The organism is Pseudomonas frederiksbergensis, assembly GCF_003732275.1.
GTDB classification, from domain to species: Bacteria; Pseudomonadota; Gammaproteobacteria; order Pseudomonadales; family Pseudomonadaceae; genus Aquipseudomonas; species Aquipseudomonas frederiksbergensis_H.
In genome coordinates this window covers 100,546-126,503 of sequence record NZ_MOBM01000041.1, presented here as the reverse complement: position 1 = coordinate 126,503, position 25,958 = coordinate 100,546, and the positions used below count along the sequence as shown (strand labels likewise).

Sequence of the window (25,958 nt, the reverse complement as noted above, 5' to 3'; positions counted from 1 at the left end):
GAGAACGCTTCACGTCGCAGGAATGAGTGTTTAGCGGGGTGCATATGCTAGCATACCGACCCCGCAGGATAGTGCCCAAAGGCTGCTCTGCGGTGACGGCTTTCTTGCCGTCCGGGTCAGCTCTGGCTGCTCCCTTCCCTGCCATTTTTTTCTCCGGGACACAGGTTTACGCAGATGAGCAAGACTTCTCTCGATAAGAGCAAGATCAAGTTCCTTCTTCTCGAAGGCGTCCACCAATCGGCTGTCGACGTCCTCAAGGCGGCGGGCTACACCAGCATCGAGTACCTCACAGGTTCTCTGCCGGAAGCCCAGCTGAAGGAAAAGATTGCTGATGCTCACTTCATCGGCATTCGCTCCCGCACTCAACTGACCGAAGAGATCTTCGATCACGCGAAGAAACTGGTGGCTGTCGGCTGTTTCTGCATCGGCACCAACCAGGTCGACCTCAACGCGGCGCGCGAACGCGGCATCGCGGTATTCAACGCGCCGTACTCCAACACTCGCTCCGTAGCCGAGCTGGTATTGGCCGAGGCGATCCTGTTGTTGCGCGGCATTCCTGAGAAGAACGCTTCCTGCCACCGTGGCGGCTGGATCAAGAGCGCAGCCAACTCCTTCGAAATCCGCGGCAAGAAACTGGGTATCGTCGGTTACGGCTCGATCGGTACTCAACTGTCTGTTCTGGCTGAAGGCCTTGGCATGCAGGTGTACTTCTACGACACCGTGACCAAGCTGCCACTGGGTAACGCCACCCAGGTCGGCAACCTGCACGAGCTGCTGGGCATGTCCGACATCGTCACCCTGCACGTTCCGGAAACCGCAGCCACCCAGTGGATGATCGGCGAGAAAGAAATCCGCGCCATCAAGAAGGGCGGCATTCTGATCAACGCTGCTCGCGGCACTGTTGTTGAACTGGACGCCCTGGCAGACGCGATCAAGGACAAGCACCTGATCGGCGCGGCCATTGACGTCTTCCCGGTGGAGCCGCGCTCCAACGAAGAAGAGTTCGAAAGCCCGCTGCGTGGCCTGGACAACGTGATCCTGACCCCGCACATCGGTGGTTCCACCGCTGAGGCGCAAGCCAACATCGGTCTGGAAGTGGCGGAGAAACTGGTCAAGTACAGCGACAACGGTACTTCGGTATCGTCCGTGAACTTCCCGGAAGTGGCCCTCCCGGCTCACCCTGGCAAGCACCGCCTGCTGCACATCCACGAGAACATTCCGGGTGTGATGAGCGAGATCAACAAGGTGTTCGCCGAAAACGGCATCAACATTTCCGGTCAGTTCCTGCAGACCAACGAGAAAGTCGGCTACGTCGTGATCGACGTCGATGCCGAATACTCGGAAATGGCCCAAGAGAAGCTGCAGCACATCAACGGCACTATTCGTTGCCGCGTGTTGTTCTGATCGCTACTTGAGTGACAAAAAAAGGAGACCTTCGGGTCTCCTTTTTCATGGGCGTGACTAATGTTACTTAACGTTGACGGTGATTTTCTCCGACACGATAGGCGGATCGAAGGGCATGTGGCCGCTATCACCCAGCTCCAGCTGCAAGGTGTGTTTGCCCGGCGTCAGCTTTACTTCAGCCTGGGTCTGCGCCTTGCCGAAGTGCAGATGGTTGGCATCGTTGGGGATCGGTGCACCGGCGGCTGGCAGTTTATCGACATCGATCAGCAAGTGGTGATGGCCGGTGTTTTTGGTGACATCGCCCGCAGGCGCGAGCGCAATGTTCTCGACAGCGAACTTGACGATGACGGTTTGCGGAACCGTGGCTCCATCCGCAGGAGAAACGATGGACACTCCTGCACCTTTGGGAGCCGGTGTAGTAGCCGTTGCCAGCATCGATGCACTCAGCAACAGGCCAGCCAACGCTGCACGTGACATAAAGCTTTTCATTCTCTTCTCCAGTTTTTCCGTAAAATTCGCTCGACCGTGACAACTTCACGGCCATTCGTTGTCGAAGGCACACGACAACCATAGCAAAGCGAGCCTGAACAGCGCGTCGCGATAAATGAATTCAAAGGAGTGACCATGCGCTTTTTGCCTGGCCTGATCTGCCTGCTGCCCCTTTTGAGCCCTTTGGCTCATGCCGAACTGATGGACGATGTAAACGACCGTGGCGAATTGCGCATTGCCCTTGAGGCTAATACACCGCCCTTCAATTTCAAGGATGACGACAAACTGACCGGCTTCGAAGTCGAGTTGGGTCAACTGCTGGCCGGTGAGCTGGATGTACGGGCCGACTTCGTCGTCACCGATTCCGGCGATCTGTTGGCCGGCGTCGAAAGCGGCAAGTACGACGTGGCCATCAATCACGTAGCACAGACCCCGGACCTTAAGGATCGTTTCGACTTCACCGAACCTTACAGCTACGCGGATGCGCAATTGCTCGCGCAGAAAGAAGAGCAGCCGCGACCGCTGGTGTTGGTACAAACGCTGAAGGAAGAAGAACCGAAGGCCGGTCCGCCGGTGAGCCTGGCGATTCCGTTTCAGAAAGGTAACCCGGCATTTCACGCCAGCCTCGAAAACGCCTTGCAGCGGATCAAGGGAGATGGGCGATTGGAAGCGTTGTCGCAGAAGTGGTTCGGGGCGGATACGAGTGTGGCGCCGAAACCCTAAGGCACTGAAGATTTAATGTGGGAGCGGGCTTGCTCGCGAATGCGGTGTGTCAGGCAACATTGATGTCGACTGACACTCCCTCATTCGCGAGCAAGCCCGCTCCCACATGGGTTTTGGGCAGGTCGTTAGTTCAGGGTTGCCAGAACTGTCGCCGCTTCGGCCAACTCCAGTTCGCTGAAAACCTGAACGCCATTGCGCCTGAGCAATGCCGCGGTGACACCCTCGCCACTGATCTTCACGCCACTGAACGTCCCGTCATAGGTCAACAGATTCCCGCAAGACGGGCTATTGGCCTTGAGCACGGCAATGCGGATGCCGTGCTGCTGCACCAGTTCCAGCGCCTGATAAGCCCCCGAAAGAAACTCGGCACTGACGTCCTCGCCCTCGGTGGTGATGACCGATGCACGGCCATCAAGCACTTCACCGCCCTGCCCGCCCGGAATCTCCGCCGCGGCCCTTGGCGTCGGCAAACCTCCGGCGACTTCCGGGCACAACGGCACCACCCGGCCTTCGGCAATCCATTGTTCCAACAGATTGAATGGCCCACTGGCGCCGCCGTCGTAACGGACGCGATGACCGAGCAAACAGCGGCTTACCAGAATTTTTTGCATGATCAGAACGGCTCGTTGCCACGACGCCGGAACCAGCCCGTCAACGACAGGCGATCCCGGGTCGCGGGGAGGACTTCGTGGGGGACTTCGCCCGACAGGAACACCACCAGGCATCCGCCGGTGGGCACCACATCGTGTTCGACCCCCTTGTCCAGGTACATGCGCAATTGACCGCCATGCGCGGGCAGCCAGCCGTCATTGAGGTAGATCACCGCCGAGACCATGCGCCGGTCGTCGTCGCGGAAACGGTCGACATGCTTGAGGTAGAAAGCGCCGGGCGGGTACAGGGCAAAATGGCTTTCGAAATCCTCCAGGCCCAGAAACAAACCACGATTCAACGCCTCACGCAGGCTGTCCATCAACCCCAGATAGCGGTCGCAAGCCTCGGCCTGACCGGGCTCGATCCACTGGATATGGTCGCCACGAATGCCCTCGCGGATCTCCGAAAACGGTCCGCGCCCCACGGCGGCAGGGGCGAGCTCGCCCTCCACGGCACGTTTGCGGCACTCGGCCGCCAGGGCCTGGGTCAGATCCAGAGGCAGGAAAATATTCTGCTGCGACCAGCCGCGTGCAGCCAGGTCGTCGACGATACGTAACAGCAGTGGATGATCAGAGGATATTTGCATGGCACGCATAGTATTCCTGTGCCCGCAAATCCGACAGAGCCACGCAGCGGAGGATTGGTCGGATAAGGCACTCAACCTGATACGAATTCTCGACAAGTACGAATGCCACACGGAGAATAGTCGACTGCTGACAGGAGTCCCTATGCGCCGTTTGCTTTTTTCACTGCTGATGTTCTGCATTTTGCCCGCTTGGGCGGACGGCCACGACCAGTTGTACAAGGTCGCCGGTTGGCCAGAACAACGCGCGCATTTCAACGATGCTCTCTCCACTGCTCAACAGCGTTACCAAAACAGCCTGCCGCCGGCGGTGTTTCAGGCCCTGGTCAACAACAGCAATCAGCGCTTTGCTCCCAAAGCCATGGATCAGCGTGCCGAAGCACAGCTGCGCAAGAAGCTCATAGATCCGAAACCTGCGCTGACCTTCTTTCAATCGCCCCTGGGCAAGAAAATCGTTGCCGCCGAACTGCTGGCGACCCGTCGCGACCAATTGGCGAAAAACGCCAAGGGCTTGCCGAAAATTCAGGCCAGCGATACCCGTCAACTCATCATCGGCCACCTCGCCCAGGCCCTGCCCGCTCGCGAGGCTGGCGCTGAAGTCAGCCTGGCGATCGCGGGTGTGGCGGCCGACAGCCTGAGCTCGATGATCCCCGGCCTGCTCGGCGGCGGCCAGGCTCAAGACATGTTGAACGGCCAGCGCCAGCGCCTGATGGAGCAGATCGGCGCCGACCTGAACAACACGCTGCTGTATGTCTATCGCGACCTGTCGGATGACGAACTGGAAGAGTTCGCGACTTTTGCCGAGTCCATTGAAGGCAAGGCTTACTACCAAGCGGCATTGGCGGCGATTCGGGCGGGGTTGGCGGTGGGGCAGAGTACGTCGAGCCTTACCCAATAATCTGCAGCGACTGGTAGATCGCTATCGCGAGCAGGCTCGCTCCCACAGTTGACCGGGTTACCCAGACAGACACGGTCTAATGTGGGAGCGAGCCTGCTCGCGATGGGGTCGCAATGGCCGCTAAAGATTCCGCCCCTTCATCCGCTTGCTCAAAAACCCGAAATACTCCTGCCGCAACCCCGGCGTCTCATTCGCCAGATGATGCCGTGCCTCAGGCAGCATCAGCACCTGAGGCCGATCGAACTTACCCCGCAATACGTCAAGGTTGTGCTTCCAATCCACGGTCATGTCCGCCTGCCCCTGCACGATCAGCGGCCGCCGTGGGCTGCGCGGTGCCGCTTCGATGCGCTTGATCCACCGCCCCAGCGCACCGACCCAGGCCGTTGGCAAACGCAGCGGCTGCAGCGGATCGGCTTGCAGGAACGCCAGGAAGTCAGGGTCGTTGGAGTTCTCGCTGAAACGCCGGGCGATGCCTTTGACGAACGGCTTGAGCAAGTAATAACTGAGCTGCGACCAGCCCCAGGCTCTCGGCCGCACCAGTGGCGACAGCAGAATCACCTGCCCTTGAGCGGGACTGTTCGCGCCCTGATTGAGCACATGATCGATCACGATCGCCCCGCCGGTGCTTTGCCCGCATAAGTGCCAGGGCTGCGGAAGGCCCAGCGATTGCGCCTCGGCCAACAGCCCTTGCAGGGTGCTCTGATACTCGGCGAAGTCCTTGATGCTCGCCCGTTCGCCACTGGACAGGCCATGCCCCGGCAGGTCACAGGCGATCACCGCAAACCCCTGGTCCAGCGCCCACTCGATCACATGCCGATAGAGCCCGGTGTGATCGTAGAAACCGTGAAACAGGAACAGCGTCGCCTTCGCCCGCTCGGGCCACCAGAGCTGGCTGACCACTTCATAGCCATCGATCTCGAAACGCCCCAGGCCACTGCGCAAGGTTCGCCGGGGAAAATCCAGCCCATAAAAATGCTGATAGGCCATGGCTTCCGTCGACAGCGGCAGCCACTCGGCCAATGGCCGCAGGCTGGCACGCAAATGATCGGGGTCGAAAGTGACAGACATGGGCTATTCCAGAACGCGAAACGGACTTTATGGGCCTGCGATATTCATCTGTCGCAGCAAGCATGGCAAGCTAGCCGACCTTCGAGGATTGAAACCCATGCGCCCGGCCTACCGCACCACACTGCTTGCCAGCCTGCTCGCCCTTGTGTGTGCCGGCTTGCTGTGGGCCGCCTATGACTGGTTTCAAGGGCGTTACTTGCGCGCCTTCAGTTCGCACACTGCGGTGTTCTCCGGCGACCCATTGCGCCTGCCGGACGAACTTGCCGGCCCCGGCGCCATTCGCCTGGTGCACTTCTGGGACCCGGCCTGCCCGTGCAATGTCGGCAACCAACAACACCTGACCGAACTGGTTGAGCAGTATGTACCGCAGGGCGTCGAGTTCTACGCGGTACAAAAATCCGGCAGCCACGGTCAGTTGCCCGGCACCTTGAGCCGCCTTAAAACCATTACTGTCCTGCCAGGTTCCGAACAGATCCCTGCCAGCCCGGCGGTAGCGATCTGGGACCGCAGTGGCAGGCTGGCGTATTTCGGTCCGTACAGCGAAGGCCTGACCTGCAATTCGAGCAACAGTTTTATCGAGCCCATTCTGCAAGCACTGAATGAAGGTCGGGCGGTGAACGCCACCCATACGCTGGCGGTGGGTTGCTACTGCCCGTGGCCTGCGGAGATCAAATAAGGCATTCCCGACTTTTCCAGGACCGCGATGCCCGGCACAGGAGGTCTGTGCTACACGTTTGCAGCCTACACAGGCAGCAATCCCGACAGAACAAGGAGTCACCATGAAACGCGTCCTGACCGTACTTGCCTTGCTGATCGTCGTACTCGTCGCCGGGGGCGGCTGGTATGTGTACAGCAAGCAACCGACGCGCCAGGGCCAGGTGGAGTTGCAGCACCTGCAAGGTTCGGTGACCGTGCGCTACGACGTGCGCGGCGTGCCGCATATCCGTGCCGAAAACGAAACCGACCTCTACCGCGCCCTCGGCTATGTACATGCCCAGGACCGACTGTTCCAGATGGAAGCCATGCGGCGCCTGGCCCGTGGCGAATTGGCCGAAGTCCTCGGCCCGAAACTGATCGACACCGACAAACTGTTTCGCAGCCTGCGCATCCGCGAACGGGCTGAAAGCTACGTGGCCGCGCTGGATCGTCAGTCGCCGGCGTGGAAGGCTCTGCAAGCCTATCTGGACGGCATCAATCAATATCAGGACAGCCACGCTGCGCCGGTCGAGTTCGATGTGCTGGGGATCCCCAAGCGCCCTTTCACCGCCGAAGACAGCATCAGCATCGCCGGCTACATGGCCTACAGCTTTGCCGCGGCGTTTCGCACCGAACCGTTGCTGACTTACGTGCGCGACCAACTGGGCGCCGAGTACCTGAACATCTTCGATCTCGACTGGCAGCCCAAGGGCGTGCTGGCCAAAGGGCGCGCCAACCCTGCGCCGGCCCTCACCACCAATGACTGGAAGGGTCTGAACGCCCTCGCCCGTTTGAGTGAGCAGGCGCTGGCCGACAATGGCCTGCCACAATTCGAAGGCAGCAATGCCTGGGTGATTTCCGGCAACCGCAGCAAAAGCGGCAAGCCGCTGCTGGCCGGTGACCCGCACATTCGCTTCTCGGTGCCGTCGGTGTGGTACGAAGCGCACCTGTCGGCGCCGGGCTTCGAACTTTATGGCTACCATCAGGCGCTGGTGCCGTTTGCGTTTCTCGGCCACAACCTGGACTTCGGCTGGAGCCTGACCATGTTCCAGAACGACGATCTGGACTTGATCGCCGAGAAGGTCAACCCGGACAACCCGAATCAGGTCTGGTATCGCGGCCAGTGGGTCGAGATGGTCAACACCGAACAACAGATCGCGGTCAAAGGCCAGTCACCGGTCACGCTGAACCTGCGCCAGTCGCCCCACGGCCCGATCATCAACGATGCGCTCGGCACTGCCGCCGGCAAGACACCAGTCGCCATGTGGTGGGCCTTCCTCGAGACGCCGAATCCGATCCTCGACGGCTTCTACCAGCTCAACCGCGCCGACACCCTGGCCAAGGCTCGCGCCGCGTCGGCCAAGGTTCAGGCTCCGGGGTTGAACATCGTCTACGCCAACGCCAAGGGCGACATCGGTTGGTGGGCCTCGGCGCTGCTGCCCAAGCGCCCGGCCGGGGTGAAGCCCGGTTTCATCCTCGACGGCAGCACCCCTCAGGCAGACAAGGAAGGGTTTTACCCGTTCAGCGCCAACCCACAGGAAGAGAACCCGGCGCGGGGCTATATCGTCTCGGCCAACTTCCAACCGGTGTCGCCGACCGGCATGGAAATTCCCGGTTACTACAACCTCGCCGATCGCGGTCAGCAGCTCAATCGTCAACTCAGCGACAAGAACGTGAAGTGGGACAACGACTCCAACCAGAAGCTGCAACTGGGCACCACCACCGACTACGGTCCGCGTTTGCTGGCGCCGTTGCTGCCGGTACTGCGTGAAGTGGTGAGCGATCCCGCCGAGCTCAAACGGGTGGAGCAACTGGCGCAGTGGAGCGGCGATTACCCGCTGGACTCCATCAGCGCCACGCTGTTCAACCAGTTCTTGTTCAACCTTGCCGACGCGGCGATGCGCGATGAACTGGGCAATGACTTCTTCGAAACGCTGCTCCCGACTCGGGTGATCGATGCCGCACTGCCGCGTCTGGCTGCCTCCGCCGACTCACCGTGGTGGGACAACCGCAACACCCCCGGCAAGGAAACCCGCGCCGATACGGTCAAGGTTGCCTGGCAAGCGAGCATGGCTCACCTCAAGACAACCCTGGCCGCCGATTCCACACAATGGCAGTGGGGCAAGGCGCACACCCTGACTCACGGCCATCCGCTAGGGATGCAGAAACCGCTGGACCGCATCTTCAACGTCGGGCCATTCGCGGCGCCCGGCACCCACGAAGTGCCGAACAACCTCTCGGCCAAGATCGGCCCGGCGCCGTGGCCTGTGACTTACGGCCCGTCGACGCGGCGGCTGATCGACTTCGCCGACCCCGCCCACAGCCTGACCATCAACCCGGTCGGCCAGAGCGGCGTGCCGTTCGACAACCACTATGCCGATCAGGCCGAGGCGTATATCGAAGGGGTTTATTACCAGGCGCATTTCAATGATGAAGAAGTGACGGCCAATACCCGTAGTACTTTGAAGCTGTTGCCAGCGCGGGCTGCGCAGTAGATTTTTTGTTGGCCCGGCGGGCCTCATCGCGAGCAGGCTCGCTCCCACAGGATTCTGTGGCATACACAAAATTTGTGTTCGCTGGAGATCCCTTGTGGGAGCGAGCCTGCTCGCGATGAGGCCCTCACAAGCAACACAAATTGCCGCTAAACCATCACCGCAAAATTCAACCTGAACTGCTGCGGTGTCACCCCCAGCCTGCGGTTGAACACACTGCGCATGTGCTGGGCATCGCGAAACCCACACTGATACGCCACGGTTTTCAGCGGCGCTTGGGTGCTTTCGAGCATCACCCGCGCCGCATCCACCCTCGCCCGCTCGACGAATTCAGCCGGGGTGATTTTCGCCTCCTTGGCAAACACCCGGGAAAAGTTGCGCGAGCTCATGTTGGCGGCGTTGGCCAGATCAGCAATGGTCAAGTCGCCATTGAGGTTGGCCAACACGTAGAGCTGGACCAGCGCCACCGCCGAAGTCGGTTCGGCATGGGGCGTGAGGAACGGACTGAACTGCGATTGCCCGCCCGAGCGCTGAGTGAACACCACCAGCCGCTTGGCCACGCTGAGTGCCACGTCCGGCCCGTGATCCCGGGCCAGCAGATACAGCGACAAATCAATCCCCGCCGTAACCCCGGCCGAGGTGTAAAGCTCGCCGTCCTGCACATACAAGCGATCAGCTTCGACCTGAGTCGACGGGCACAGCTGCGCCAGCGCCGCGGCATCGCCCCAATGGGTGGTGACTGTTCGCCCGTCGAGCAATCCGGCCCGGGCGAGCATGAAGGCGCCATTGCAGATCGACCCAAAACGTTGCGCCCGCGCGCAGGCGTCGCGCAGCCAGGCATCGAACACCGCGCCAAAATTCATGAACGGCAACTGCGGCCCGCCCGCCACCAACAGCAAGTCATAAGTTTCCAGCGCTTCACTGAAATGCCGGTGGGCATTGAGTGACAAACCGTTGGAGCACGCCATCACCCCATGCTCGACACCGATCACCTCCAGCCGATAGTGATCCTGCGGGGCCAGGAAACGATTGGCTTCGGAAAACACATCCATGGGGCCGGTGACGTCCAGTGACTGGACGCCTGGGAAAATGACGATGGCGACGGTTTTGTGCATGGTTCAAGTTCACCTTCAAATTGAAAAGATCGCAGCCTTCGGCAGCTCCTACATGGGATTTGCGTACACCTGTAGGAGCTGCCGAAGGCTGCGATCTTTTCTGGCTGGTCACCATCAACCCTAGCCAATCCAAACCCAACAAGCGAGGTTGGCGCGATATGCAGGCTCATTGGCCGGGATCGCAGCCATGCATCGATTGTCCGGTTTCGGCAGCCCGAACAGACTGACCCCATCAGCGCCGCCACGGCGTTCCCCATGAGGAAAGCACCATGAGCAGCATCATCGCCGGCGTCAAAATCCCCGACAGCGCATTGGCCAGGGCCACCACTGAATACATTCGCGACGTCGAGCCCGACCTGCTGTTCCACCACTCACGCCGGGTGTTTCTGTTCGGCGCCTTGAGCGGTGAGCGCAAGCAGTTGGCCTACGACCCGGAGCTGCTTTACGTCGGTGCGATGTTTCATGACTTGGGTCTGGTGGAAGGTCACCGCAGCGATGACGAGCGCTTCGAAGTCGACAGTGCCAACGCGGCGAAAGCGTTCCTCAAACCCTACGGTTTGTCTGACGACGATATCGAACAGGTATGGCTGTCGATCGCCCTGCACACCACACCGGGCGTGCCGCAACACTTGCGTCCCAACGTGGCGCTGGTGACGGCCGGCGTCGAGATGGATGTGCTGGGCATCGACTACGCGGCGTTTTCCACCGTACAGCGTGACGCAGTGGTGCATGCGCATCCACGGGGTGAAGGGTTCAAGGAGTGCATTCTGTGTGCGTTCGCCAACGGCTTCAAACATAAGCCGGACAGCACTTTTGGCACCGTGAACGCGGATGTACTGATGGACAGCGAGCCGGGCTTCAAGCCGATGAACTTCGTCGAGATCATCCGCAAATCACCTTGGGTCGCTTGACCCTTTGTGGGAGCGAGCCTGCTCGCGATGCAGGCAACTCGGTGCAACTAAGATACCGAGGTGATGCTATCGCGAGCAGGCTCGCTCCCACATTGGATCTGTGGTTGGCCACACAGACGTGGTCAACCCGGCATCAGGCTCAAGCCGCTTCCGGCGCCTGCGCCCGGCGCACGTCCGGTTGTTTCCAGGAATCGGCGGCGCCTTCTTCGATGGCTTGCTGGATCGCACGCTTGCGAATTTCTTCGGCACGACGGCTGAAGTACCAGACCAGGAACGTCACCAGCGACACCGCCAGCAGAATCAGGCTGGCCACGGCGTTGATCTCGGGCTTCACGCCCAGGCGCACCGCCGAGAACACTTCCATCGGCAAGGTCGTGGAACCTGGACCGGACACGAAGCTCGCCAGCACCAGGTCATCCAGTGACAAGGCAAACGACATCATGCCCCCCGCCGCCAGCGATGGCGCGATCATCGGAATGGTGATCAGGAAGAACACCTTCCACGGTCGCGCACCAAGGTCCATGGCTGCCTCTTCGATGGACAGGTCCAGCTCACGCAAGCGCGCCGACACCACCACCGCCACATACGCGGCACAGAAGGTGGTGTGAGCGATCCAGATGGTGACGATGCCGCGCTCCTGTGGCCAACCGATCATCTGCGCCATGGCCACGAACAGCAGCAACAGCGACAGACCGGTGATCACTTCCGGCATCACCAGCGGCGCGGTGACCAGACCACCGAACAGCGTGCGGCCCTTGAAATGGGTGATACGGGTCAGCACGAAGGCCGCCAGCGTCCCCAGTGCCACTGCTGCAATCGCCGTGTAGCAGGCGATTTCCAGCGAGCGCACCACCGAGCCCATCAGTTGGGTGTTGTCCATCAACCCCACGTACCACTTGATCGACCAGCCGCCCCACACCGTCACCAGCTTCGAGGCGTTGAACGAGTAGATCACCAGGATCAGCATCGGCGCGTAGATGAACAGCAAACCCGCTACCAGCATGAAAATTGAGAAACGGAAGCGCTTCATTCCTTGCCCTCCATCTCTTTGGCTTGGCTACGGTTGAACAGGATGATCGGTACAATCAGGATCGCCAGCATCACCACCGCAAGCGCTGATGCCACCGGCCAGTCACGGTTGTTGAAGAACTCTTGCCAGAGCACTTTACCGATCATCAGGGTTTCCGGACCGCCGAGCAGTTCCGGGATCACGAACTCACCCACCACCGGGATGAACACCAGCATGCAGCCGGCGATGATGCCGTTTTTCGACAGCGGCACGGTGATCTTCCAGAAACTGTTGAAGGTGCTCGAACCGAGGTCCGAAGCGGCTTCCAGCAGGCTGGTGTCGTGTTTGACCAGGTTGGCGTAGAGCGGCAGGATCATGAACGGCAGATAGGAATAAACGACCCCGATATAGACCGCGAGGTTGGTGTTGAGGATCTGCAGCGGCTCGTCGATCCAGCCCATGCTCATCAAAAAGCCGTTAAGCAGCCCGTTGTTGCTGAGGATGCCCATCCACGCATACACGCGGATCAGGATCGCCGTCCAGGTCGGCATCATGATCAGCAGCACCAGCACCGTTTGCAGCTCTTTGCGGGCGCTGGCAATGGCGTAGGCCATCGGGTAGCCGATCAGCAAACAGAGGACGGTGCTGATCAGCGCCATCTTCAACGAGCCGAGGTAAGCGGCGATGTACAACTCGTCGTCGCCGAGCATCGCGTAATTGCTCAGGTTAAGCAGCACCTGGAGCTTCTGGTCGATGAAACTATAGATCTCGGTGTACGGCGGAATGGCCACGTCGGCTTCGGCGAAGCTGATCTTCAGAACGATGAAGAACGGCAACATGAAGAACATGAACAGCCAAATGAACGGAACCCCGATGACCAGCTGACGGCCACCGGGAATTATTCGATTGAGCCGGCGTTTGAATTTGCGCATGTTCATGAGCGAAGTACCACGCCGCTGTCGTCTTCCCAGTACACGTAAACCTGGTCACCCCAGGTTGGGCGCTGGCCGCGGCGCTCGGCGTTGGCGACGAACGACTGGACGATCTTGCCGCTCGGCAGCTCGACGTAGAACACCGAGTGGCCACCGAGGTAGGCGATGTCATGCACTTTGCCGCTGGACCAGTTGTACTCGCAGGTCGGCATGGTCGACGTCACCAGCAGTTTTTCCGGACGGATCGCGTAAGTCACGGACTTGTCCTGCACCGAAGTGCTGATGCCGTGGCCCACATAAATCTGCCGGTCCAGGTCCTTGCAGGTGATGGTCGCGTGGCCTTCGGCGTCGTCGATCACTTCACCGTCGAAAATGTTGACGTTGCCGATGAACTCGCAGACCAGACGACTGGTCGGGGTTTCGTAGATGTCGATCGGGCTGCCGATCTGGGCGATCCAGCCCAGGTGCATGATCGCGATGCGCTCGGCCATGGTCATGGCCTCTTCCTGGTCGTGGGTCACCATCACGCAGGTCACGCCGACCCGCTCGATGATCTCGACCAGTTCCAGCTGCATTTGCGAACGCAGTTTCTTGTCCAGCGCGCCCATCGGTTCGTCGAGCAGCAACAGCTTCGGCCGCTTGGCCAACGAACGTGCAAGCGCCACACGCTGACGCTGACCACCGGACAATTGATGGGGCTTGCGCTTGGCATATTCGCTCATCTGCACCAGCTTGAGCATGTCGGCCACGCGTGCATCGACTTCAGCGGCGGGAAGCTTGTCCTGCTTGAGGCCGAAGGCGATGTTCTGCGCAACCGTCATGTGCGGGAACAAGGCGTAGGACTGGAACATCATGTTGATCGGCCGCTCGTACGGCGGCATCTCCGTGATGTCGACGCCGTCGAGATAAATGCGCCCCTCCGTGGGCCGTTCAAAACCTGCCAGCATCCGCAGCAAGGTGGATTTGCCCGAACCCGAGCCGCCGAGCAAGGCGAAAATTTCGCCTTTCTTGATTTCCAGGGACACGTCGTCCACGGCAATCGTCTCGTCGAACTTTTTGGTGACCCGGTCGATTTTGACCAACACCTGTTTAGGTGTCTGGTCGCCCTCGAGGGCTTTCTTATAGGCGCCGGAGGCAACTGCCATTTACGAAACTCCCAACAGAATTTGCAGTTCGCTCAACGTGGCGAACCTGGATAGTTTGAAGCTATTTGCCCGACTTGACCTTGGTCCAACTGCGCGTCATCAAACGTTGAATGTTCGGTGGCAACTCGATGGATACGTACGTCTTGTCGAGGACCGCTTGCGGTGGATATACCGATGCGTCGGTGCGTATGGACTGTTCCATCAGTTTGTCCGACCCGGGGTTCGGGTTGGCGTAGCCTACGGAATCGCTGACCTGGGCGATCACCTCGGGTTTCAGCAAATAGTTGATGAAGGCATGGGCTTCTTTGGCGTTGGCGGCATCCTTGGGGATTGCCAGCATGTCGAACCAGAGCGCGCCGCCCTCTTTTGGAATCGAGTAGGCGATGTTCATGCCTTTGCCGGCTTCAGCCGCGCGGGCCTTGGCCTGGAACATATCGCCGGAGAAACCGATCGCCACGCAGATATCACCGTTGGCCAGGTCCGCGATGTATTTGGATGAGTGGAAATACGTCACATAAGGCCGTACTGCCAGCAACTTGGCTTCAGCCTTTTTGTAGTCTTCAGGGTTGGTGCTGTTGGCGTTCAGGCCCATGTAGTTGAGGACCGTGGGCATCATTTCATCGGCGGAGTCGAGGAACGCCACACCACAGCTGTGCAGCTTCTTGATGTTCTGCGGCTCGAACACCACATCCCAGGAATCGATCTTGTCGAGGCCCAGCACCGCCTTGACCTTGTCGACGTTGTAACCGATGCCGTTGGTGCCCCACAGATACGGCACGGCGTACTGGTTGCCCGGATCGTTCTGCTCCAGGCGCTTGAGCAGCACCGGGTCGAGGTTGGAATAGTTGGTCAGCTTCGATTTGTCGAGCTTCTGAAAAGCCCCGGCCTTGATCTGCTTGCCAAGAAAGTGGTTGGACGGCACGACCACGTCATAACCGGTACGCCCGGCCAGCAACTTGCCTTCCAGGGTTTCGTTGGAATCGAATACGTCATACACCGGCTTGATACCGGTTTCTTTCTGGAAGTCGGCCAGGGTGGTTTCACCGATGTAGTCCGACCAATTATAAATATGCACTGTGCCAGCGGCCTGAACACTGACAGCCAGTGTCAGCCCGGCGCCGACCAGCAGGGCATTGCGCAACAAAGAAAAAATAGGCAAGTGGAGGTCCTCTAAAATTAGTTGGGCCCAAGTTGCCCCGCGTTACATGACAGCCATGGCTGCCTGGCAACAAAACCGGCGCGCAACTTACCCCCGAAAAACCGTTCCAGCAAAACTTTCTGTCATTTAATTATTCCTGTTGCCGCCGTCGCGCGACGACGGCAACAGGTAGTTGCCTCAAATCGGCTTATTTACCGGATTTGATCTTGGTCCAGCTGCGAGTCAGGATCCGCTGGGTCGCGGCCGGCAAGTCGGCAATCGCGTACAGCTTGGCCAACACTTCTGCTGGCGGGTAGATGCCTGGATCACTGGTGATTTCTTTATCAACCAGTGCGGTAGACGCCGCGTTACCGTTCGGGAAACGCACGGCATTGGTGATTTCAGCCATGATTTCCGGCTTCTGCAGGAAGGTCATGAACTTGTAGGCGCCTTCGACGTTTTCGGCATCTTTAGGGATGGCGACCATGTCGTAGAAGCTGCCGGCACCTTCTTTCGGAATGTTGTAGCTGACTTTCACCTTGTCACCGGCTTCAGCCGCGCGAGACTTGGCCTGGTAGATGTCACCCGAGTAACCCACGGCGACGCAGATGTTGCCGTTGGCCAGGTCGGAGATGTACTTGGACGAGTGGAAGTAGCCCACCGAAGGACGAATCTTCAGGAACAGCGCTTCGGCTTCAGCCAGTTGTTTCTTGTCCTGGCTGTCGGTTGGATAGCCCAGGTAATGCAACGCCACCGGAATCATCTCGGTTGGCGAATCGAGGAAGCTGATACCGCACGACTTCAACTTGGCAGCGTTTTCAGGTTTGAACAGCAAGTCCCAGGAGTTGGTTGGCGCATCGGCACCCAGTGCAGCCTTGACCTTCTCGGCGTTGAAACCGATACCGATCGAACCCCACATGTAAGGGAACGCGTGTTCGTTACCCGGGTCGCTCACCGATACCGCTTTAAGCAGGTCCGTGTTCAGGTTTTTCCAGTTAGGCAGCTTGGACTTGTCCAGCTTCTGGTAGACGCCGGCCTTGATCTGCTTGGCCAGGAAGTTGTTCGACGGCACAACGATGTCGTAGCCGGACTTGCCCGCCAGCAACTTGGCTTCAAGGGTTTCGTTACTGTCGAACACGTCGTAGACAACTTTGATACCCGACTCGGCTTCGAACTTCTTGACGGTATCCGGTGCGATGTAATCGGACCAGTTGTACACGTGCAGCACCTTGTCGTCAGCCTGAACGGCACCCGCCATCACGCCCATCAGGGACATGGCGAGGAGGGTCTTGCCAGCTATCTTCATACCTAATGCCTTCATGGGTAATGCTCCAATTTTTCTTTTTAACCACGTGCTCAGCGGCCTGTTACTGGGCATCCGAACAACCGTTAGTCTGGCAAGATCCAAGGCAGGCTTTCAAGGAAAGCCCCATCCTTTGTTTGCACTGAGCGAAGTGCTCACCTCACACCTCGCTCAGAGCCTAGCACTTAGCCCTGTAACGCACTCAGGGTCAGGTCCAGGCACTTGCGTGCTTTTGTTACCAACTCATCGATTTCAGCCGGTGTAATCACCAGTGGCGGAGCAATGATCATGGTGTCGCCCACCGCGCGCATGATCAGGCCGTTATCGAAGCAGAACGTGCGGCAGATCATGCCGACGCCCTTGCCTTCGTAACGTTTGCGGGTGGCTTTGTCCTGAACCAGTTCGATGGCCCCCAACAGACCGACCCCACGCACTTCCCCCACCAACGGGTGATCGCTCAGTTCCCGTAGACGTTTCTGCAAATAAGGTGCCGTTTCTGCTCGCACGCGCTCGACAATTTTCTCGTCGCGCAAAATGCGGATGTTTTCCAGCGCCACCGCAGCGGCCACCGGGTGCCCGGAATAAGTGAAACCGTGGTTGAAATCGCCACCTTCGTTGAGCACCTCGACCACATCGTCATGCACGATCAGGCCGCCCATGGGGATGTAGCCGGAGGTCAGGCCTTTGGCGATGGTCATCATGTGGGGTTTGAGGTCGTAGAAATCGGTACCGAACCACTCACCGGTACGGCCGAAACCGCAGATCACTTCGTCGGCCACGAACAGAATGTCGTACTTGGCGAGGATTTCCTTGATGCGCGGCCAGTAGCTGTCTGGCGGAATGATCACGCCGCCGGCGCCCTGGATCGGCTCGGCAATAAAGGCACCGACGTTGTCGACGCCGATTTCCAGAATCTTCTCTTCCAGCTGATTGGCCGTCCAGATGCCGAACTCGTTCGGCGTCATGTCGCCGCCTTCGCCGAACCAGTACGGCTGGGCAATGTGGACGATGCCCGGGATCGGTAAGTCGCCCTGTTCGTGCATGTACGTCATGCCACCCAGGCTCGCGCCGGCCACGGTAGAACCGTGATAGCCGTTCTTGCGACTGATGATGACTTTCTTCTTCGGCTGCCCCTTGATCGCCCAGTAGTGGCGAACCATCCGCAGCATGGTGTCGTTGCCTTCGGAACCGGAACCGGTGAAGAACACGTGATTCATGCCTTCAGGCGCAACGTCGGCAATGACCTTGGCCAGTTCCAGCACCGGCGGGTGAGCCGTCTGGAAGAACAGGTTGTAATAAGGCAGTTCGCGCATCTGTTTGCTGGCGGCGTCGGCCAGTTCCTCGCGACCGTAGCCGATCGCGACACACCACAGGCCGGCCATGCCGTCGAGGATCTTGTTGCCTTCGCTGTCCCAGAGGTAAACGCCCTTGGCATTGGTGATGATCCGCGGGCCTTTCTCTTTCAGCTGCTTGAAGTCGCTGAACGGGGCCAGGTGGTGATCGTTGCTCAGGGCTTGCCATTCACGGGTTTGCGGGTTGTTGCTGGTCATGCGAATTCTCCTAAGATTCGAGTGGAGGGCACCGCCAGGAGCAGCGGCGCCCGGCGCATCAGACGGCGAAGAGCAGGAATTCCCGCTCCCACGAACTGATCACGCGCTTGAAGTTTTCATGCTCGGCACGCTTGACCGCGATGTAGCCCGTGATGAATTTCTTGCCCAGGTACTTTTCGATGGTCTTGCTGTTTTCCATGCGATCCAGGGCGTCTTCAATAGTCAGTGGCAGGCGCAGGTTGCGCCGCTCGTAACCACGACCCACGACCGGCGCACTCGGGTTATGCCCTTCGACCATGCCGATAAGGCCGCACAACAGGCTGGCGGCGATGGCCAGGTAAGGGTTGGCATCGGCACCCGGCAGACGGTTTTCCACTCGACGATTCTGCGGCCCGGCATCCGGAACCCGCAGGCCCACGGTGCGGTTTTCTTCACCCCACTCCACGTTCACCGGTGCCGAGGTATCCGGCAGGAAGCGGCGGAACGAATTGACGTTGGGTGCGAACAAAGGCAGCAGCTCAGGGATGAATTTCTGCAAGCCGCCGATGTGGTTGAGAAACAACTGGCTCATGGTCCCGTCTTCATTGGAGAAAACGTTTTTGCCGGTCTCGATGTCGATGATGCTCTGGTGCAAGTGCATGGCGCTGCCCGGCTCGCCGGTCATGGGTTTGGCCATGAAGGTCGCCGCCACGTTGTGCTTGAGCGCGGCTTCACGCATGGTGCGTTTGAACACCAGAATCTGGTCGGCCAAAGACAGGGCATCGCCATGACGGAAGTTGATTTCCATCTGTGCGGTGCCGTCCTCGTGGATCAGCGTGTCGAGGTCCAGCTCTTGCAGTTCGCACCAGTCGTAGACGTCTTCGAACAACGGATCGAATTCATTCGCGGCTTCAATCGAGAAGGATTGGCGACCGGTTTCCGGACGACCAGAGCGGCCAATCGGCGGTTGTAACGGGTAATCCGGGTCATCGCTGCGCTTGGTGAGATAGAACTCCATTTCCGGCGCCACGATCGGCTGCCAGCCGTGGTCGGCGTAGAGTTTCAGCACCTTCTTGAGCACGTTGCGCGGCGACAACTCGATCGGATTGCCCTGCTTGTCGTAGGTGTCGTGAATCACCTGGGCGGTGGGCTCGATGGCCCAAGGCACCAGAAACACCGCGTTCTGGTCGGGGCGGCAGATCATGTCGATGTCGGCCGGGTCGAGCAGTTCGTAATAGATGTCGTCTTCGACGTAGTCGCCGGTCACGGTCTGCAACAGAACGCTTTCGGGCAGGCGCATGCCTTTTTCGGCAATGAACTTGTTGGTCGGCGAAATCTTGCCCCGGGTGATGCCGGTCAGGTCGCCAATCATGCATTCGACTTCTGTGATCTTGTGGTCTTTCAACCAATCGGTGAGCTGGTCGAGGTTGTTACTCATAAATGCCTCTTAGGCTGAGTTTCCTGACTTTGATAAGTCAGGCGTTGTTTGACGCATCGGCGTCGCGTTGTAGTGCGCGCTTGCGGCAGGCGTCGCCAAATGCCTGGAAAATCGCAAGGTAGTCAGGATTCAAGCTTACCTGCCATTCGGGATGCCATTGCACACCTAAAGCAAAAGCCTTGCCTTCGATAACAGAGACGGCTTCGATCAACCCGTCGGGCGCCACGGCTTCCACACGAAGGCCCGGCGCCAGACGCTCAATACCCTGACCATGAATCGAATTGACTTGAATCTCGCTCGCCATGCCCAGCCCGGCCAGTACACCGCCCGGTTGAACATGCACCGTGTGACTTGGCGCGTACTGCCCTTCCAGCGGCAGGCTGTCGTCTTCACGGTGATCCATGAATGGACCGGCCTCGTGAACCTTCTGATGCAGACTGCCGCCGAACGCCACATTCATTTCCTGGAAGCCGCGGCAAATGCCGAACACGGGAACACCAGCCTCGACAGCGGTGCGAATCAGCGGGAGAGTGGTGGCATCGCGTGCAGAATCATGAGCAGTCCCTGGCGCACTGGCCGGGCCTTTATAGTGAAACGGTTCTATATTGGAAGGAGAGCCTGTAAAGAGAATGCCGTCCAGAGCGTCCAGAATATCGGACGGCGCCAGTAGATCCGCCAGGGATGGAAGAATCAACGGCAGGCCTTTGGCAGCTGATGCCACGGCGCGTACGTATTTGTCGCCACTGATGTGATAAGCATGCAGACCGATCTGCTTTGAGCAGGCGGTGACGCCGATTAACGGCAGGCGAGACATGAAGCACCCCGGTATTATTGCTGTTATGGGTTTAAATCGAGCTTAGCCTTGTTCATTTTTTTACACAACACCCCCGTAAAAAATACAACACGGCCCGCTCAAGCTCGCGGGCGCCAAGAACGCTGAAGGCCAAAAAACGCCCCAAAGTGCCTCAAAAAAGCCCCGCGAGTGCTTTTTTAGGGCAAAAAAGGCCTCGCTTGACTTCGGCATGCCGTTCGGGTTGACTGGAATCCGAAGAGATCAATGATTGATATTTTTAACAACAAAGGTGTTGCATCATGTCGGTACCCCCGCGTGCCGTTCAGCTTAACGAAGCGAACGCGTTCCTTAAGGAACATCCTGAGGTTCTGTACGTCGACCTTCTGATTGCGGATATGAATGGTGTGGTGCGCGGCAAGCGCATTGAACGCACCAGCCTCCACAAGGTTTACGAGAAAGGCATCAACCTGCCGGCCTCTCTATTTGCTCTGGATATCAATGGCTCGACGGTGGAAAGCACCGGCCTGGGCCTGGACATCGGCGATGCTGACCGAATCTGCTATCCAATCCCCGACACCCTGTGCAATGAGCCCTGGCAGAAGCGCCCGACCGCGCAACTGTTAATGACCATGCACGAACTCGAAGGTGATCCTTTCTTCGCCGACCCGCGCGAAGTCCTGCGACAAGTCGTAGCCAAGTTTGACGAGATGGGCCTGACCATCTGCGCCGCGTTCGAACTGGAGTTCTACCTGATCGACCAGGAAAACGTGAACGGGCGCCCACAACCGCCACGCTCGCCGATCTCCGGCAAACGCCCGCATTCGACACAGGTCTACCTGATCGACGACCTCGACGAATACGTCGACTGCCTCCAGGACATTCTGGAAGGTGCGAAAGAGCAAGGCATCCCTGCCGACGCGATCGTCAAGGAAAGTGCCCCGGCACAGTTCGAAGTGAACCTGCACCACGTGGCCGACCCGATCAAGGCCTGCGACTATGCGGTCCTGCTCAAGCGTCTGATCAAAAACATCGCCTACGACCATGAAATGGACACCACCTTCATGGCCAAGCCTTATCCGGGCCAGGCAGGTAACGGTCTGCACGTCCACATCTCGATTCTTGATAAAGATGGCAAAAACATTTTTGCCAGCGAGGATCCCGAGCAGAACGCCGCACTGCGTCACGCGATCGGCGGTGTGCTCGAGACCCTGCCGGCGCAGATGGCGTTCCTCTGCCCGAACGTCAACTCCTACCGTCGTTTCGGCGCACAGTTCTATGTGCCGAACTCGCCGTGCTGGGGCCTGGATAACCGCACCGTGGCCATCCGCGTACCGACCGGTTCCTCCGATGCCGTGCGCATCGAGCATCGTGTCGCCGGTGCCGACGCCAACCCGTACCTGTTGATGGCTTCGGTATTGGCAGGCGTGCATCACGGCCTGACCAACAAGATCGAGCCGGGCGCACCCGTGGAAGGCAACTCCTACGAGCAGAACGAGCAAAGCCTGCCGAATAACCTGCGCGATGCATTGCGCGAGCTGGACGACAGCGAAGTCATGGCCAAGTACATCGATCCGAAATACATCGATATCTTCGTGGCCTGTAAAGAGAGCGAGCTGGAGGAGTTCGAACACTCCATCTCCGACCTTGAGTACAACTGGTACCTGCATACCGTGTAAGCGGTTGCAGTAAAAAAGAACGCCGCCGGCTATTGAAGCCTGCGGCGTTTTTTATGGCCGCCAGGACGCTATCGCGAGCAGGCTCGCTCCCACAATTGATCTCCAGTGAGCATAAATTTTGTGTACACAGGAAATCCCCTGTGGGAGCGAGCCTGCTCGCGATAGCGTCCTGGCAGACAACATCAAACCCTGCTCGTACAATGCCCGCTGCCCTGCAGGAGACTTCAATGACGCGCACCGCCACCATTCGCAAACCCCGCGCCCGCAGTCAGGCCCGGATCGATTCGATACTCGATGCCGCCCGCACGCTGCTGGCCGCCGAGGGCGTGGCCAGCCTGTCGATCTACAGCGTCGCCGAACGCGCGGAGATCCCGCCCTCCTCCGTCTACCATTTTTTCGCCAGCGTCCCGGCCCTGCTTGAAGCCCTGACCGCCGACGTCCACGCCGCGTTCCGCGCCTGCCTGCAAGCACCCATCGACCACCATGCCCTGAACGGCTGGCGCGACCTGTCGCGGCTGGTGGAACAACGCATGCTCGCCATCTACGACGAAGACGCCGCCGCCCGCCAACTGATCCTCGCCCAGCATGGCCTGACCGAAGTCACCCAGGCCGACCGCCAGCACGACATCGAACTCGGCGACCTGATGCACAAGCTGTTCGACCACCACTTCGAATTGCCGACACTGCCAAGTGATGTCGATGTGTTTGCCCTGGCCATGGAGCTGGGCGACCGGGTGTATGCACGCTCGGTGCAGCAGCATGGGCAGATCACGCCGCGAATGGCTGAAGAAGGGATGCGGGTGTTTGATGCTTATCTGGGGTTGTATTTGCCACCCTACCTGCCCAAGCGCACCGTTTGATTATTCGCTGACCATCCCGGCCTCATCGCGAGCAGGCTCGCTCCCACATTGAATTAGTGTCGGACACACAATTCATGGTCGCTGGAGATCAACTGTGGGAGCGAGCCTGCTCGCGATAGCCACACCGCTGATTTACCGGCAAACACCCATAAAAAACCCCGAAGGGCTCACACCCTCCGGGGTTGTTGTTTTGCGCACGCGCTTACAACTTGGCGATCGACACCTCGGTGGATTTCACAAACGCGATCACTTCACTGCCGACCACCAGTTCCAGCTCTTTCACCGAACGGGTGGTAATCACCGAAGTGACGATGCCGGAGGCAGTCTGCACGTCGATTTCCGACAGCACGTCGCCAAGCACGATTTCCTTGATCGAGCCTTTGAACTGGTTACGAACGTTGATGGCTTTGATAGTCATGATGTTGATTCCTGTCGTTGGATGAATCTTTAAGTTATTGAGCCCAACGCAATTGCGTAGGCAGTGGTGAAACAGGTTCCGGTTCCGGCGGCTGGCCAGGCAGGGACAGCACGCGGCTGAGCACTTCGGTTTCCAGCGCCGCCAGCCGATGGGAGCCACGGACCCGAGGGCGCGGCAGTTCCACATGCAGGTCGAGGCCGACTTCACCCTCGTCAATCAGAATCACCCGATCGGCAATCGCCACCGCTTCGCTGACGTCGTGGGTCACCAGCAACACGGTGAAGCCATGCTGTTGCCAGAGCCGTTCGATCAGTTGCTGCATTTCGATTCGGGTCAGGGCATCCAATGCACCCAGCGGTTCGTCGAGCAACAGCAAGCGCGGTTGATGGATCAAGGCGCGAGCCAGGGCCACACGCTGCTTTTGCCCGCCGGACAAGGCTGCCGGCCACTCGTTGGCGCGATCCGCCAGGCCGACCGCTTCCAGCGCTTGCAATGCTTGCGGCCGCCAGTTGCCCTTGAGCCCGAGACCGACGTTGTCGATGATCTTTTTCCACGGCAGCAAACGTGCTTCCTGGAACATCAGCCGGGTGTCTTCCCGCGCATCACTCAGTGGCGCTGCGCCTGCAAGCAGCTCGCCTCCCGTGGGCTTGTCGAGACCGGCAAGCAAGCGCAGCAAGGTACTTTTGCCGCAACCGCTACGCCCGACCACCGCCACAAACTGCCCGGCCGGAATGTGCAGATCGATTTCACGCAACACTTGCCGTGAACCAAAGGTTTTTTGCAGCTTGCGCACGGCCAGCGGAATACCGCGCAGCAGGCGTGGAGGTTGTTGAGCCGTCATGCAGTACCTCCCTTGGCAACCTGATAAGCCGGATGCCAGCGCAGCCACACACGTTCAAGCCCACGCGCCGCAAGATCAGCCAGCTTGCCGAGCACCGCGTACAAAAGAATCGCCAACACCACCACATCGGTCTGCAAGAACTCCCGGGCATTCATCGCCAGGTAGCCGATGCCCGAGCTCGCGGAAATGGTTTCCGCCACGATCAATGTCAGCCACATGAAGCCCAGGGCAAAACGCACACCGACCAGAATCGACGGCAGCGCACCCGGCAGGATTACCTGACGAAACAGGCTGAAACCCGACAGGCCATAGCTGCGCGCCATCTCCACCAGCGCCGGATCGACGTTGCGGATACCGTGATACGTGTTGAGGTAGATCGGGAACAACGTGCCCAACGCCACCAGAAAAATCTTCGCCGACTCGTCGATACCGAACCACAGGATCACCAGTGGAATCAGTGCCAGATGCGGCACGTTGCGGATCATCTGCACCGAACTGTCGAGCAGGCGCTCACCCCATTTCGATAAACCGGTGATGAAGCCCAAGGTCAGACCGATACCGCCGCCAATGGTGAACCCGAGCGCCGCGCGCCAGCCGCTGATGGCCAGGTGGGTCCAGATTTCACCGCTGCTGACCAGACTTACACCGGCCTCGATCACCGCGATCGGCGCCGGCAGAATCCGCGTCGACAACCAGCCCGCCGATACCGATAACTGCCATACCGCCAGCAACAAGACCGGCAACGCCCAAGGCGCCAGGTTGTGGATGATTTTCTTCATGGCGAATTACTGCGCTTTGGCTACGGCCGCCGGTGGCGTCCAGATCACGTCTTTGATGCTCAAAGGCTTGGGAATCAGCTTGAGCTGGTAGAAGCTGTCGGCGATTTTTTGCTGGGCAGCGACTACTTCCGGCGTAAGGAACAGCGCGCCGTAACCCTGGCGTTTCATCGAGGTCAGGGTGATGTCCGCTGGCAGGCCAAGCAGTGGCGAAACTTGCTTGGTCACATCCTCGGGATTGGCCTTGGACCATTCGCCGACCGCGCGCACTTCTTCCACCAGAGCCTTGATCACTTCAGGATTTTTCTGCGCGTAAGGTTTGGTCGCCAGGTAGAACTGGTGGTTGTCGACGAGGCCTTTGCCATCGCGCAGGGTGCGTGCTTGCAGTTGCTGTTCGGCGGCGGCCTGGTACGGGTCCCAGATTACCCAGGCATCGACACTGCCACGCTCGAACGCGGCGCGGGCATCGGCTGGCGGCAGGAACACGGTCTGGATGTCGGTGTATTTGAGGCCGGCGTCTTCAAGCGCACGCACCAACAGGTAGTGCACGTTGGAGCCTTTGTTGAGTACAACTTTCTTGCCCTTGAGGTCCTGCACCGAGTTGATCGGCGAGTCCTTCGGCACCAGGATCGCTTCGCTGTGTGGCGCTGGTGGTTCATAGGCGACGTAGAGCAGATCGGCGCCGGCCGCCTGGGCAAACACGGGCGGCGTTTCACCGGTGACACCAAAATCGATGGAGCCTACGTTCAGGCCTTCGAGCAGTTGCGGGCCACCGGGGAATTCAGTCCATTGCACGTCCACGCCTTGGGCGGCGAGGCGATTTTCCAGAGTACCTTTGGCTTTGAGCAGCACCAGAGTGCCGTACTTTTGATAACCGATCCGGAGGACGCTTTCATGGGTAGAAAGCGCCTGAGCTTGAGTAATGGCGCCGAAGGTTACAGCCGCAGCAAACAGAGCGACCAGACCACGACGCAAAATGACAGTGCGCATAGCGCTCTCCTTTTTGCAGTTGGGTTTTGGCTGCACCTGCTTACCCGTTAGCGGGCCAGTAAGGTGAAGTACATCAAATT

Annotated in this window: 25 protein-coding genes; 8 read left to right on the top strand and 17 right to left on the bottom strand. The window is 59.2% G+C overall.

The window, feature by feature from the left end; translation table 11 throughout:
* Positions 1 to 174 precede the first annotated feature (174 nt).
* Complete coding sequence (gene serA / locus BK662_RS32615) at positions 175 to 1,404, top strand: phosphoglycerate dehydrogenase (RefSeq protein WP_007897715.1); 1,230 nt, start codon at positions 175 to 177, stop codon at positions 1,402 to 1,404.
* Between the two features lie 63 nt (positions 1,405 to 1,467).
* On the opposite strand, the gene BK662_RS32610 is transcribed toward serA, so the two are convergent.
* Complete coding sequence (locus tag BK662_RS32610) at positions 1,468 to 1,893, bottom strand: DUF4399 domain-containing protein (RefSeq protein WP_123360997.1); 426 nt, start codon at positions 1,891 to 1,893, stop codon at positions 1,468 to 1,470.
* A gap of 135 nt (positions 1,894 to 2,028) precedes the next feature.
* Here BK662_RS32610 and BK662_RS32605 point away from each other — a divergent pair, with 135 nt between their 5' ends.
* A complete protein-coding gene (locus tag BK662_RS32605) occupies positions 2,029 to 2,616 on the top strand; it encodes a transporter substrate-binding domain-containing protein (protein WP_123360996.1) in 588 nt (195 codons plus the stop codon).
* Positions 2,617 to 2,741: 125 nt separating this feature from the next.
* Here BK662_RS32605 and BK662_RS32600 read toward each other — a convergent pair whose 3' ends face one another.
* Complete coding sequence (locus BK662_RS32600; RefSeq protein WP_123360995.1) at positions 2,742 to 3,227, bottom strand: 2-thiouracil desulfurase family protein; 486 nt, start codon at positions 3,225 to 3,227, stop codon at positions 2,742 to 2,744.
* A 2-nt stretch (positions 3,228 to 3,229) separates the two neighbouring features.
* Positions 3,230 to 3,862, bottom strand: a complete 633-nt coding sequence (locus BK662_RS32595; protein WP_123360994.1) for a 2OG-Fe(II) oxygenase — start codon at positions 3,860 to 3,862, stop codon at positions 3,230 to 3,232.
* Between the two features lie 133 nt (positions 3,863 to 3,995).
* On the opposite strand from BK662_RS32595, the gene BK662_RS32590 reads away from it, so the two are divergent.
* Positions 3,996 to 4,748 (top strand): DUF2059 domain-containing protein, encoded by a 753-nt coding sequence (locus BK662_RS32590; protein ID WP_123360993.1) that lies wholly within the window; start codon positions 3,996 to 3,998, stop codon positions 4,746 to 4,748.
* A gap of 120 nt (positions 4,749 to 4,868) precedes the next feature.
* Here the strand turns inward: BK662_RS32590 and bipL are convergent, their stop codons facing one another.
* Positions 4,869 to 5,816, bottom strand: a complete 948-nt coding sequence (bipL, locus tag BK662_RS32585) for a phospholipase BipL (RefSeq protein WP_123360992.1) — start codon at positions 5,814 to 5,816, stop codon at positions 4,869 to 4,871.
* A 97-nt stretch (positions 5,817 to 5,913) separates the two neighbouring features.
* Here bipL and BK662_RS32580 point away from each other — a divergent pair, with 97 nt between their 5' ends.
* Positions 5,914 to 6,492, top strand: a complete 579-nt coding sequence (locus BK662_RS32580; RefSeq protein WP_123360991.1) for a DUF6436 domain-containing protein — start codon at positions 5,914 to 5,916, stop codon at positions 6,490 to 6,492.
* A 103-nt stretch (positions 6,493 to 6,595) separates the two neighbouring features.
* Positions 6,596 to 9,007: a penicillin acylase family protein gene (locus BK662_RS32575; protein WP_123360990.1), complete on the top strand. Its 2,412-nt coding sequence runs from the start codon at positions 6,596 to 6,598 to the stop codon at positions 9,005 to 9,007.
* Between the two features lie 146 nt (positions 9,008 to 9,153).
* Here the strand turns inward: BK662_RS32575 and BK662_RS32570 are convergent, their stop codons facing one another.
* Positions 9,154 to 10,119 (bottom strand): GlxA family transcriptional regulator, encoded by a 966-nt coding sequence (locus BK662_RS32570; RefSeq protein ID WP_123360989.1) that lies wholly within the window; start codon positions 10,117 to 10,119, stop codon positions 9,154 to 9,156.
* A 269-nt stretch (positions 10,120 to 10,388) separates the two neighbouring features.
* Between BK662_RS32570 and BK662_RS32565 the strand changes: the two genes are divergently transcribed.
* Positions 10,389 to 11,030, top strand: a complete 642-nt coding sequence (locus BK662_RS32565; RefSeq protein WP_123360988.1) for an HD domain-containing protein — start codon at positions 10,389 to 10,391, stop codon at positions 11,028 to 11,030.
* A gap of 139 nt (positions 11,031 to 11,169) precedes the next feature.
* Here BK662_RS32565 and BK662_RS32560 read toward each other — a convergent pair whose 3' ends face one another.
* The 8 genes from BK662_RS32560 to BK662_RS32525 form a co-directional block, all read right to left on the bottom strand.
* Complete coding sequence (locus BK662_RS32560; RefSeq protein WP_123360987.1) at positions 11,170 to 12,060, bottom strand: ABC transporter permease subunit; 891 nt, start codon at positions 12,058 to 12,060, stop codon at positions 11,170 to 11,172.
* On the bottom strand, positions 12,057 to 12,938 hold the full coding sequence (locus tag BK662_RS32555) for an ABC transporter permease subunit (RefSeq protein WP_177319477.1): 882 nt from the start codon (positions 12,936 to 12,938) through the stop codon (positions 12,057 to 12,059). Before BK662_RS32555 ends, BK662_RS32560 begins: the two co-directional genes overlap by 4 nt.
* A gap of 35 nt (positions 12,939 to 12,973) precedes the next feature.
* Positions 12,974 to 14,116: an ABC transporter ATP-binding protein gene (locus tag BK662_RS32550; RefSeq protein ID WP_123360985.1), complete on the bottom strand. Its 1,143-nt coding sequence runs from the start codon at positions 14,114 to 14,116 to the stop codon at positions 12,974 to 12,976.
* 61 nt (positions 14,117 to 14,177) lie between these two features.
* Positions 14,178 to 15,275 carry a polyamine ABC transporter substrate-binding protein gene (locus tag BK662_RS32545; protein ID WP_123360984.1) on the bottom strand — a complete coding sequence of 366 codons (1,098 nt, stop codon included), beginning with the start codon at positions 15,273 to 15,275 and terminating at the stop codon, positions 14,178 to 14,180.
* Between the two features lie 187 nt (positions 15,276 to 15,462).
* Positions 15,463 to 16,560, bottom strand: a complete 1,098-nt coding sequence (locus BK662_RS32540) for a polyamine ABC transporter substrate-binding protein (RefSeq protein ID WP_123360983.1) — start codon at positions 16,558 to 16,560, stop codon at positions 15,463 to 15,465.
* Positions 16,561 to 16,742: 182 nt separating this feature from the next.
* Positions 16,743 to 18,107 (bottom strand): aspartate aminotransferase family protein, encoded by a 1,365-nt coding sequence (locus tag BK662_RS32535; protein ID WP_123360982.1) that lies wholly within the window; start codon positions 18,105 to 18,107, stop codon positions 16,743 to 16,745.
* Positions 18,108 to 18,165: 58 nt separating this feature from the next.
* Complete coding sequence (locus BK662_RS32530) at positions 18,166 to 19,524, bottom strand: glutamine synthetase family protein (protein WP_123360981.1); 1,359 nt, start codon at positions 19,522 to 19,524, stop codon at positions 18,166 to 18,168.
* Between the two features lie 37 nt (positions 19,525 to 19,561).
* Positions 19,562 to 20,338, bottom strand: coding sequence for a gamma-glutamyl-gamma-aminobutyrate hydrolase family protein (locus tag BK662_RS32525; protein WP_123360980.1), 777 nt, complete (start codon positions 20,336 to 20,338; stop codon positions 19,562 to 19,564).
* Positions 20,339 to 20,616: 278 nt separating this feature from the next.
* On the opposite strand from BK662_RS32525, the gene BK662_RS32520 reads away from it, so the two are divergent.
* Both BK662_RS32520 and BK662_RS32515 read left to right on the top strand, forming a co-directional pair.
* Positions 20,617 to 21,993, top strand: coding sequence for a glutamine synthetase family protein (locus tag BK662_RS32520; protein ID WP_007897683.1), 1,377 nt, complete (start codon positions 20,617 to 20,619; stop codon positions 21,991 to 21,993).
* A gap of 227 nt (positions 21,994 to 22,220) precedes the next feature.
* Positions 22,221 to 22,853, top strand: a complete 633-nt coding sequence (locus BK662_RS32515) for a TetR/AcrR family transcriptional regulator (protein WP_123360979.1) — start codon at positions 22,221 to 22,223, stop codon at positions 22,851 to 22,853.
* 202 nt (positions 22,854 to 23,055) lie between these two features.
* On the opposite strand, the gene BK662_RS32510 is transcribed toward BK662_RS32515, so the two are convergent.
* The 4 genes from BK662_RS32510 to BK662_RS32495 are packed head-to-tail and all read right to left on the bottom strand — an operon-like array spanning position 23,056 to position 25,878.
* On the bottom strand, positions 23,056 to 23,271 hold the full coding sequence (locus BK662_RS32510; protein WP_003229256.1) for a TOBE domain-containing protein: 216 nt from the start codon (positions 23,269 to 23,271) through the stop codon (positions 23,056 to 23,058).
* Between the two features lie 34 nt (positions 23,272 to 23,305).
* On the bottom strand, positions 23,306 to 24,112 hold the full coding sequence (gene ssuB / locus BK662_RS32505) for an aliphatic sulfonates ABC transporter ATP-binding protein (protein ID WP_123360978.1): 807 nt from the start codon (positions 24,110 to 24,112) through the stop codon (positions 23,306 to 23,308).
* A complete protein-coding gene (gene ssuC / locus BK662_RS32500; protein WP_123360977.1) occupies positions 24,109 to 24,891 on the bottom strand; it encodes an aliphatic sulfonate ABC transporter permease SsuC in 783 nt (260 codons plus the stop codon). Before ssuC ends, ssuB begins: the two co-directional genes overlap by 4 nt.
* 6 nt (positions 24,892 to 24,897) lie before the next feature.
* Entirely contained in the window at positions 24,898 to 25,878 is a 981-nt protein-coding gene (locus BK662_RS32495; protein ID WP_123360976.1) for a sulfonate ABC transporter substrate-binding protein, read from the bottom strand.
* Positions 25,879 to 25,958: the final 80 nt, after the last annotated feature.

Bases quoted from the DNA above. Each gene is read 5' to 3' on its own strand.
- serA (WP_007897715.1), top strand. From the start codon at position 175: ATGAGCAAGACTTCTCTCGATAAGAGCAAGATCAAGTTCCTTCTTCTC.
- BK662_RS32610 (WP_123360997.1), bottom strand. From the start codon at position 1,893: ATGAAAAGCTTTATGTCACGTGCAGCGTTGGCTGGCCTGTTGCTGAGT.
- BK662_RS32605 (WP_123360996.1), top strand. From the start codon at position 2,029: ATGCGCTTTTTGCCTGGCCTGATCTGCCTGCTGCCCCTTTTGAGCCCT.
- BK662_RS32600 (WP_123360995.1), bottom strand. From the start codon at position 3,227: ATGCAAAAAATTCTGGTAAGCCGCTGTTTGCTCGGTCATCGCGTCCGT.
- BK662_RS32595 (WP_123360994.1), bottom strand. From the start codon at position 3,862: ATGCGTGCCATGCAAATATCCTCTGATCATCCACTGCTGTTACGTATC.
- BK662_RS32590 (WP_123360993.1), top strand. From the start codon at position 3,996: ATGCGCCGTTTGCTTTTTTCACTGCTGATGTTCTGCATTTTGCCCGCT.
- bipL (WP_123360992.1), bottom strand. From the start codon at position 5,816: ATGTCTGTCACTTTCGACCCCGATCATTTGCGTGCCAGCCTGCGGCCA.
- BK662_RS32580 (WP_123360991.1), top strand. From the start codon at position 5,914: ATGCGCCCGGCCTACCGCACCACACTGCTTGCCAGCCTGCTCGCCCTT.
- BK662_RS32575 (WP_123360990.1), top strand. From the start codon at position 6,596: ATGAAACGCGTCCTGACCGTACTTGCCTTGCTGATCGTCGTACTCGTC.
- BK662_RS32570 (WP_123360989.1), bottom strand. From the start codon at position 10,119: ATGCACAAAACCGTCGCCATCGTCATTTTCCCAGGCGTCCAGTCACTG.
- BK662_RS32565 (WP_123360988.1), top strand. From the start codon at position 10,389: ATGAGCAGCATCATCGCCGGCGTCAAAATCCCCGACAGCGCATTGGCC.
- BK662_RS32560 (WP_123360987.1), bottom strand. From the start codon at position 12,060: ATGAAGCGCTTCCGTTTCTCAATTTTCATGCTGGTAGCGGGTTTGCTG.
- BK662_RS32550 (WP_123360985.1), bottom strand. From the start codon at position 14,116: ATGGCAGTTGCCTCCGGCGCCTATAAGAAAGCCCTCGAGGGCGACCAG.
- BK662_RS32540 (WP_123360983.1), bottom strand. From the start codon at position 16,560: ATGAAGATAGCTGGCAAGACCCTCCTCGCCATGTCCCTGATGGGCGTG.
- BK662_RS32535 (WP_123360982.1), bottom strand. From the start codon at position 18,107: ATGACCAGCAACAACCCGCAAACCCGTGAATGGCAAGCCCTGAGCAAC.
- BK662_RS32530 (WP_123360981.1), bottom strand. From the start codon at position 19,524: ATGAGTAACAACCTCGACCAGCTCACCGATTGGTTGAAAGACCACAAG.
- BK662_RS32525 (WP_123360980.1), bottom strand. From the start codon at position 20,338: ATGTCTCGCCTGCCGTTAATCGGCGTCACCGCCTGCTCAAAGCAGATC.
- BK662_RS32520 (WP_007897683.1), top strand. From the start codon at position 20,617: ATGTCGGTACCCCCGCGTGCCGTTCAGCTTAACGAAGCGAACGCGTTC.
- BK662_RS32515 (WP_123360979.1), top strand. From the start codon at position 22,221: ATGACGCGCACCGCCACCATTCGCAAACCCCGCGCCCGCAGTCAGGCC.
- BK662_RS32510 (WP_003229256.1), bottom strand. From the start codon at position 23,271: ATGACTATCAAAGCCATCAACGTTCGTAACCAGTTCAAAGGCTCGATC.
- ssuB (WP_123360978.1), bottom strand. From the start codon at position 24,112: ATGACGGCTCAACAACCTCCACGCCTGCTGCGCGGTATTCCGCTGGCC.
- ssuC (WP_123360977.1), bottom strand. From the start codon at position 24,891: ATGAAGAAAATCATCCACAACCTGGCGCCTTGGGCGTTGCCGGTCTTG.
- BK662_RS32495 (WP_123360976.1), bottom strand. From the start codon at position 25,878: ATGCGCACTGTCATTTTGCGTCGTGGTCTGGTCGCTCTGTTTGCTGCG.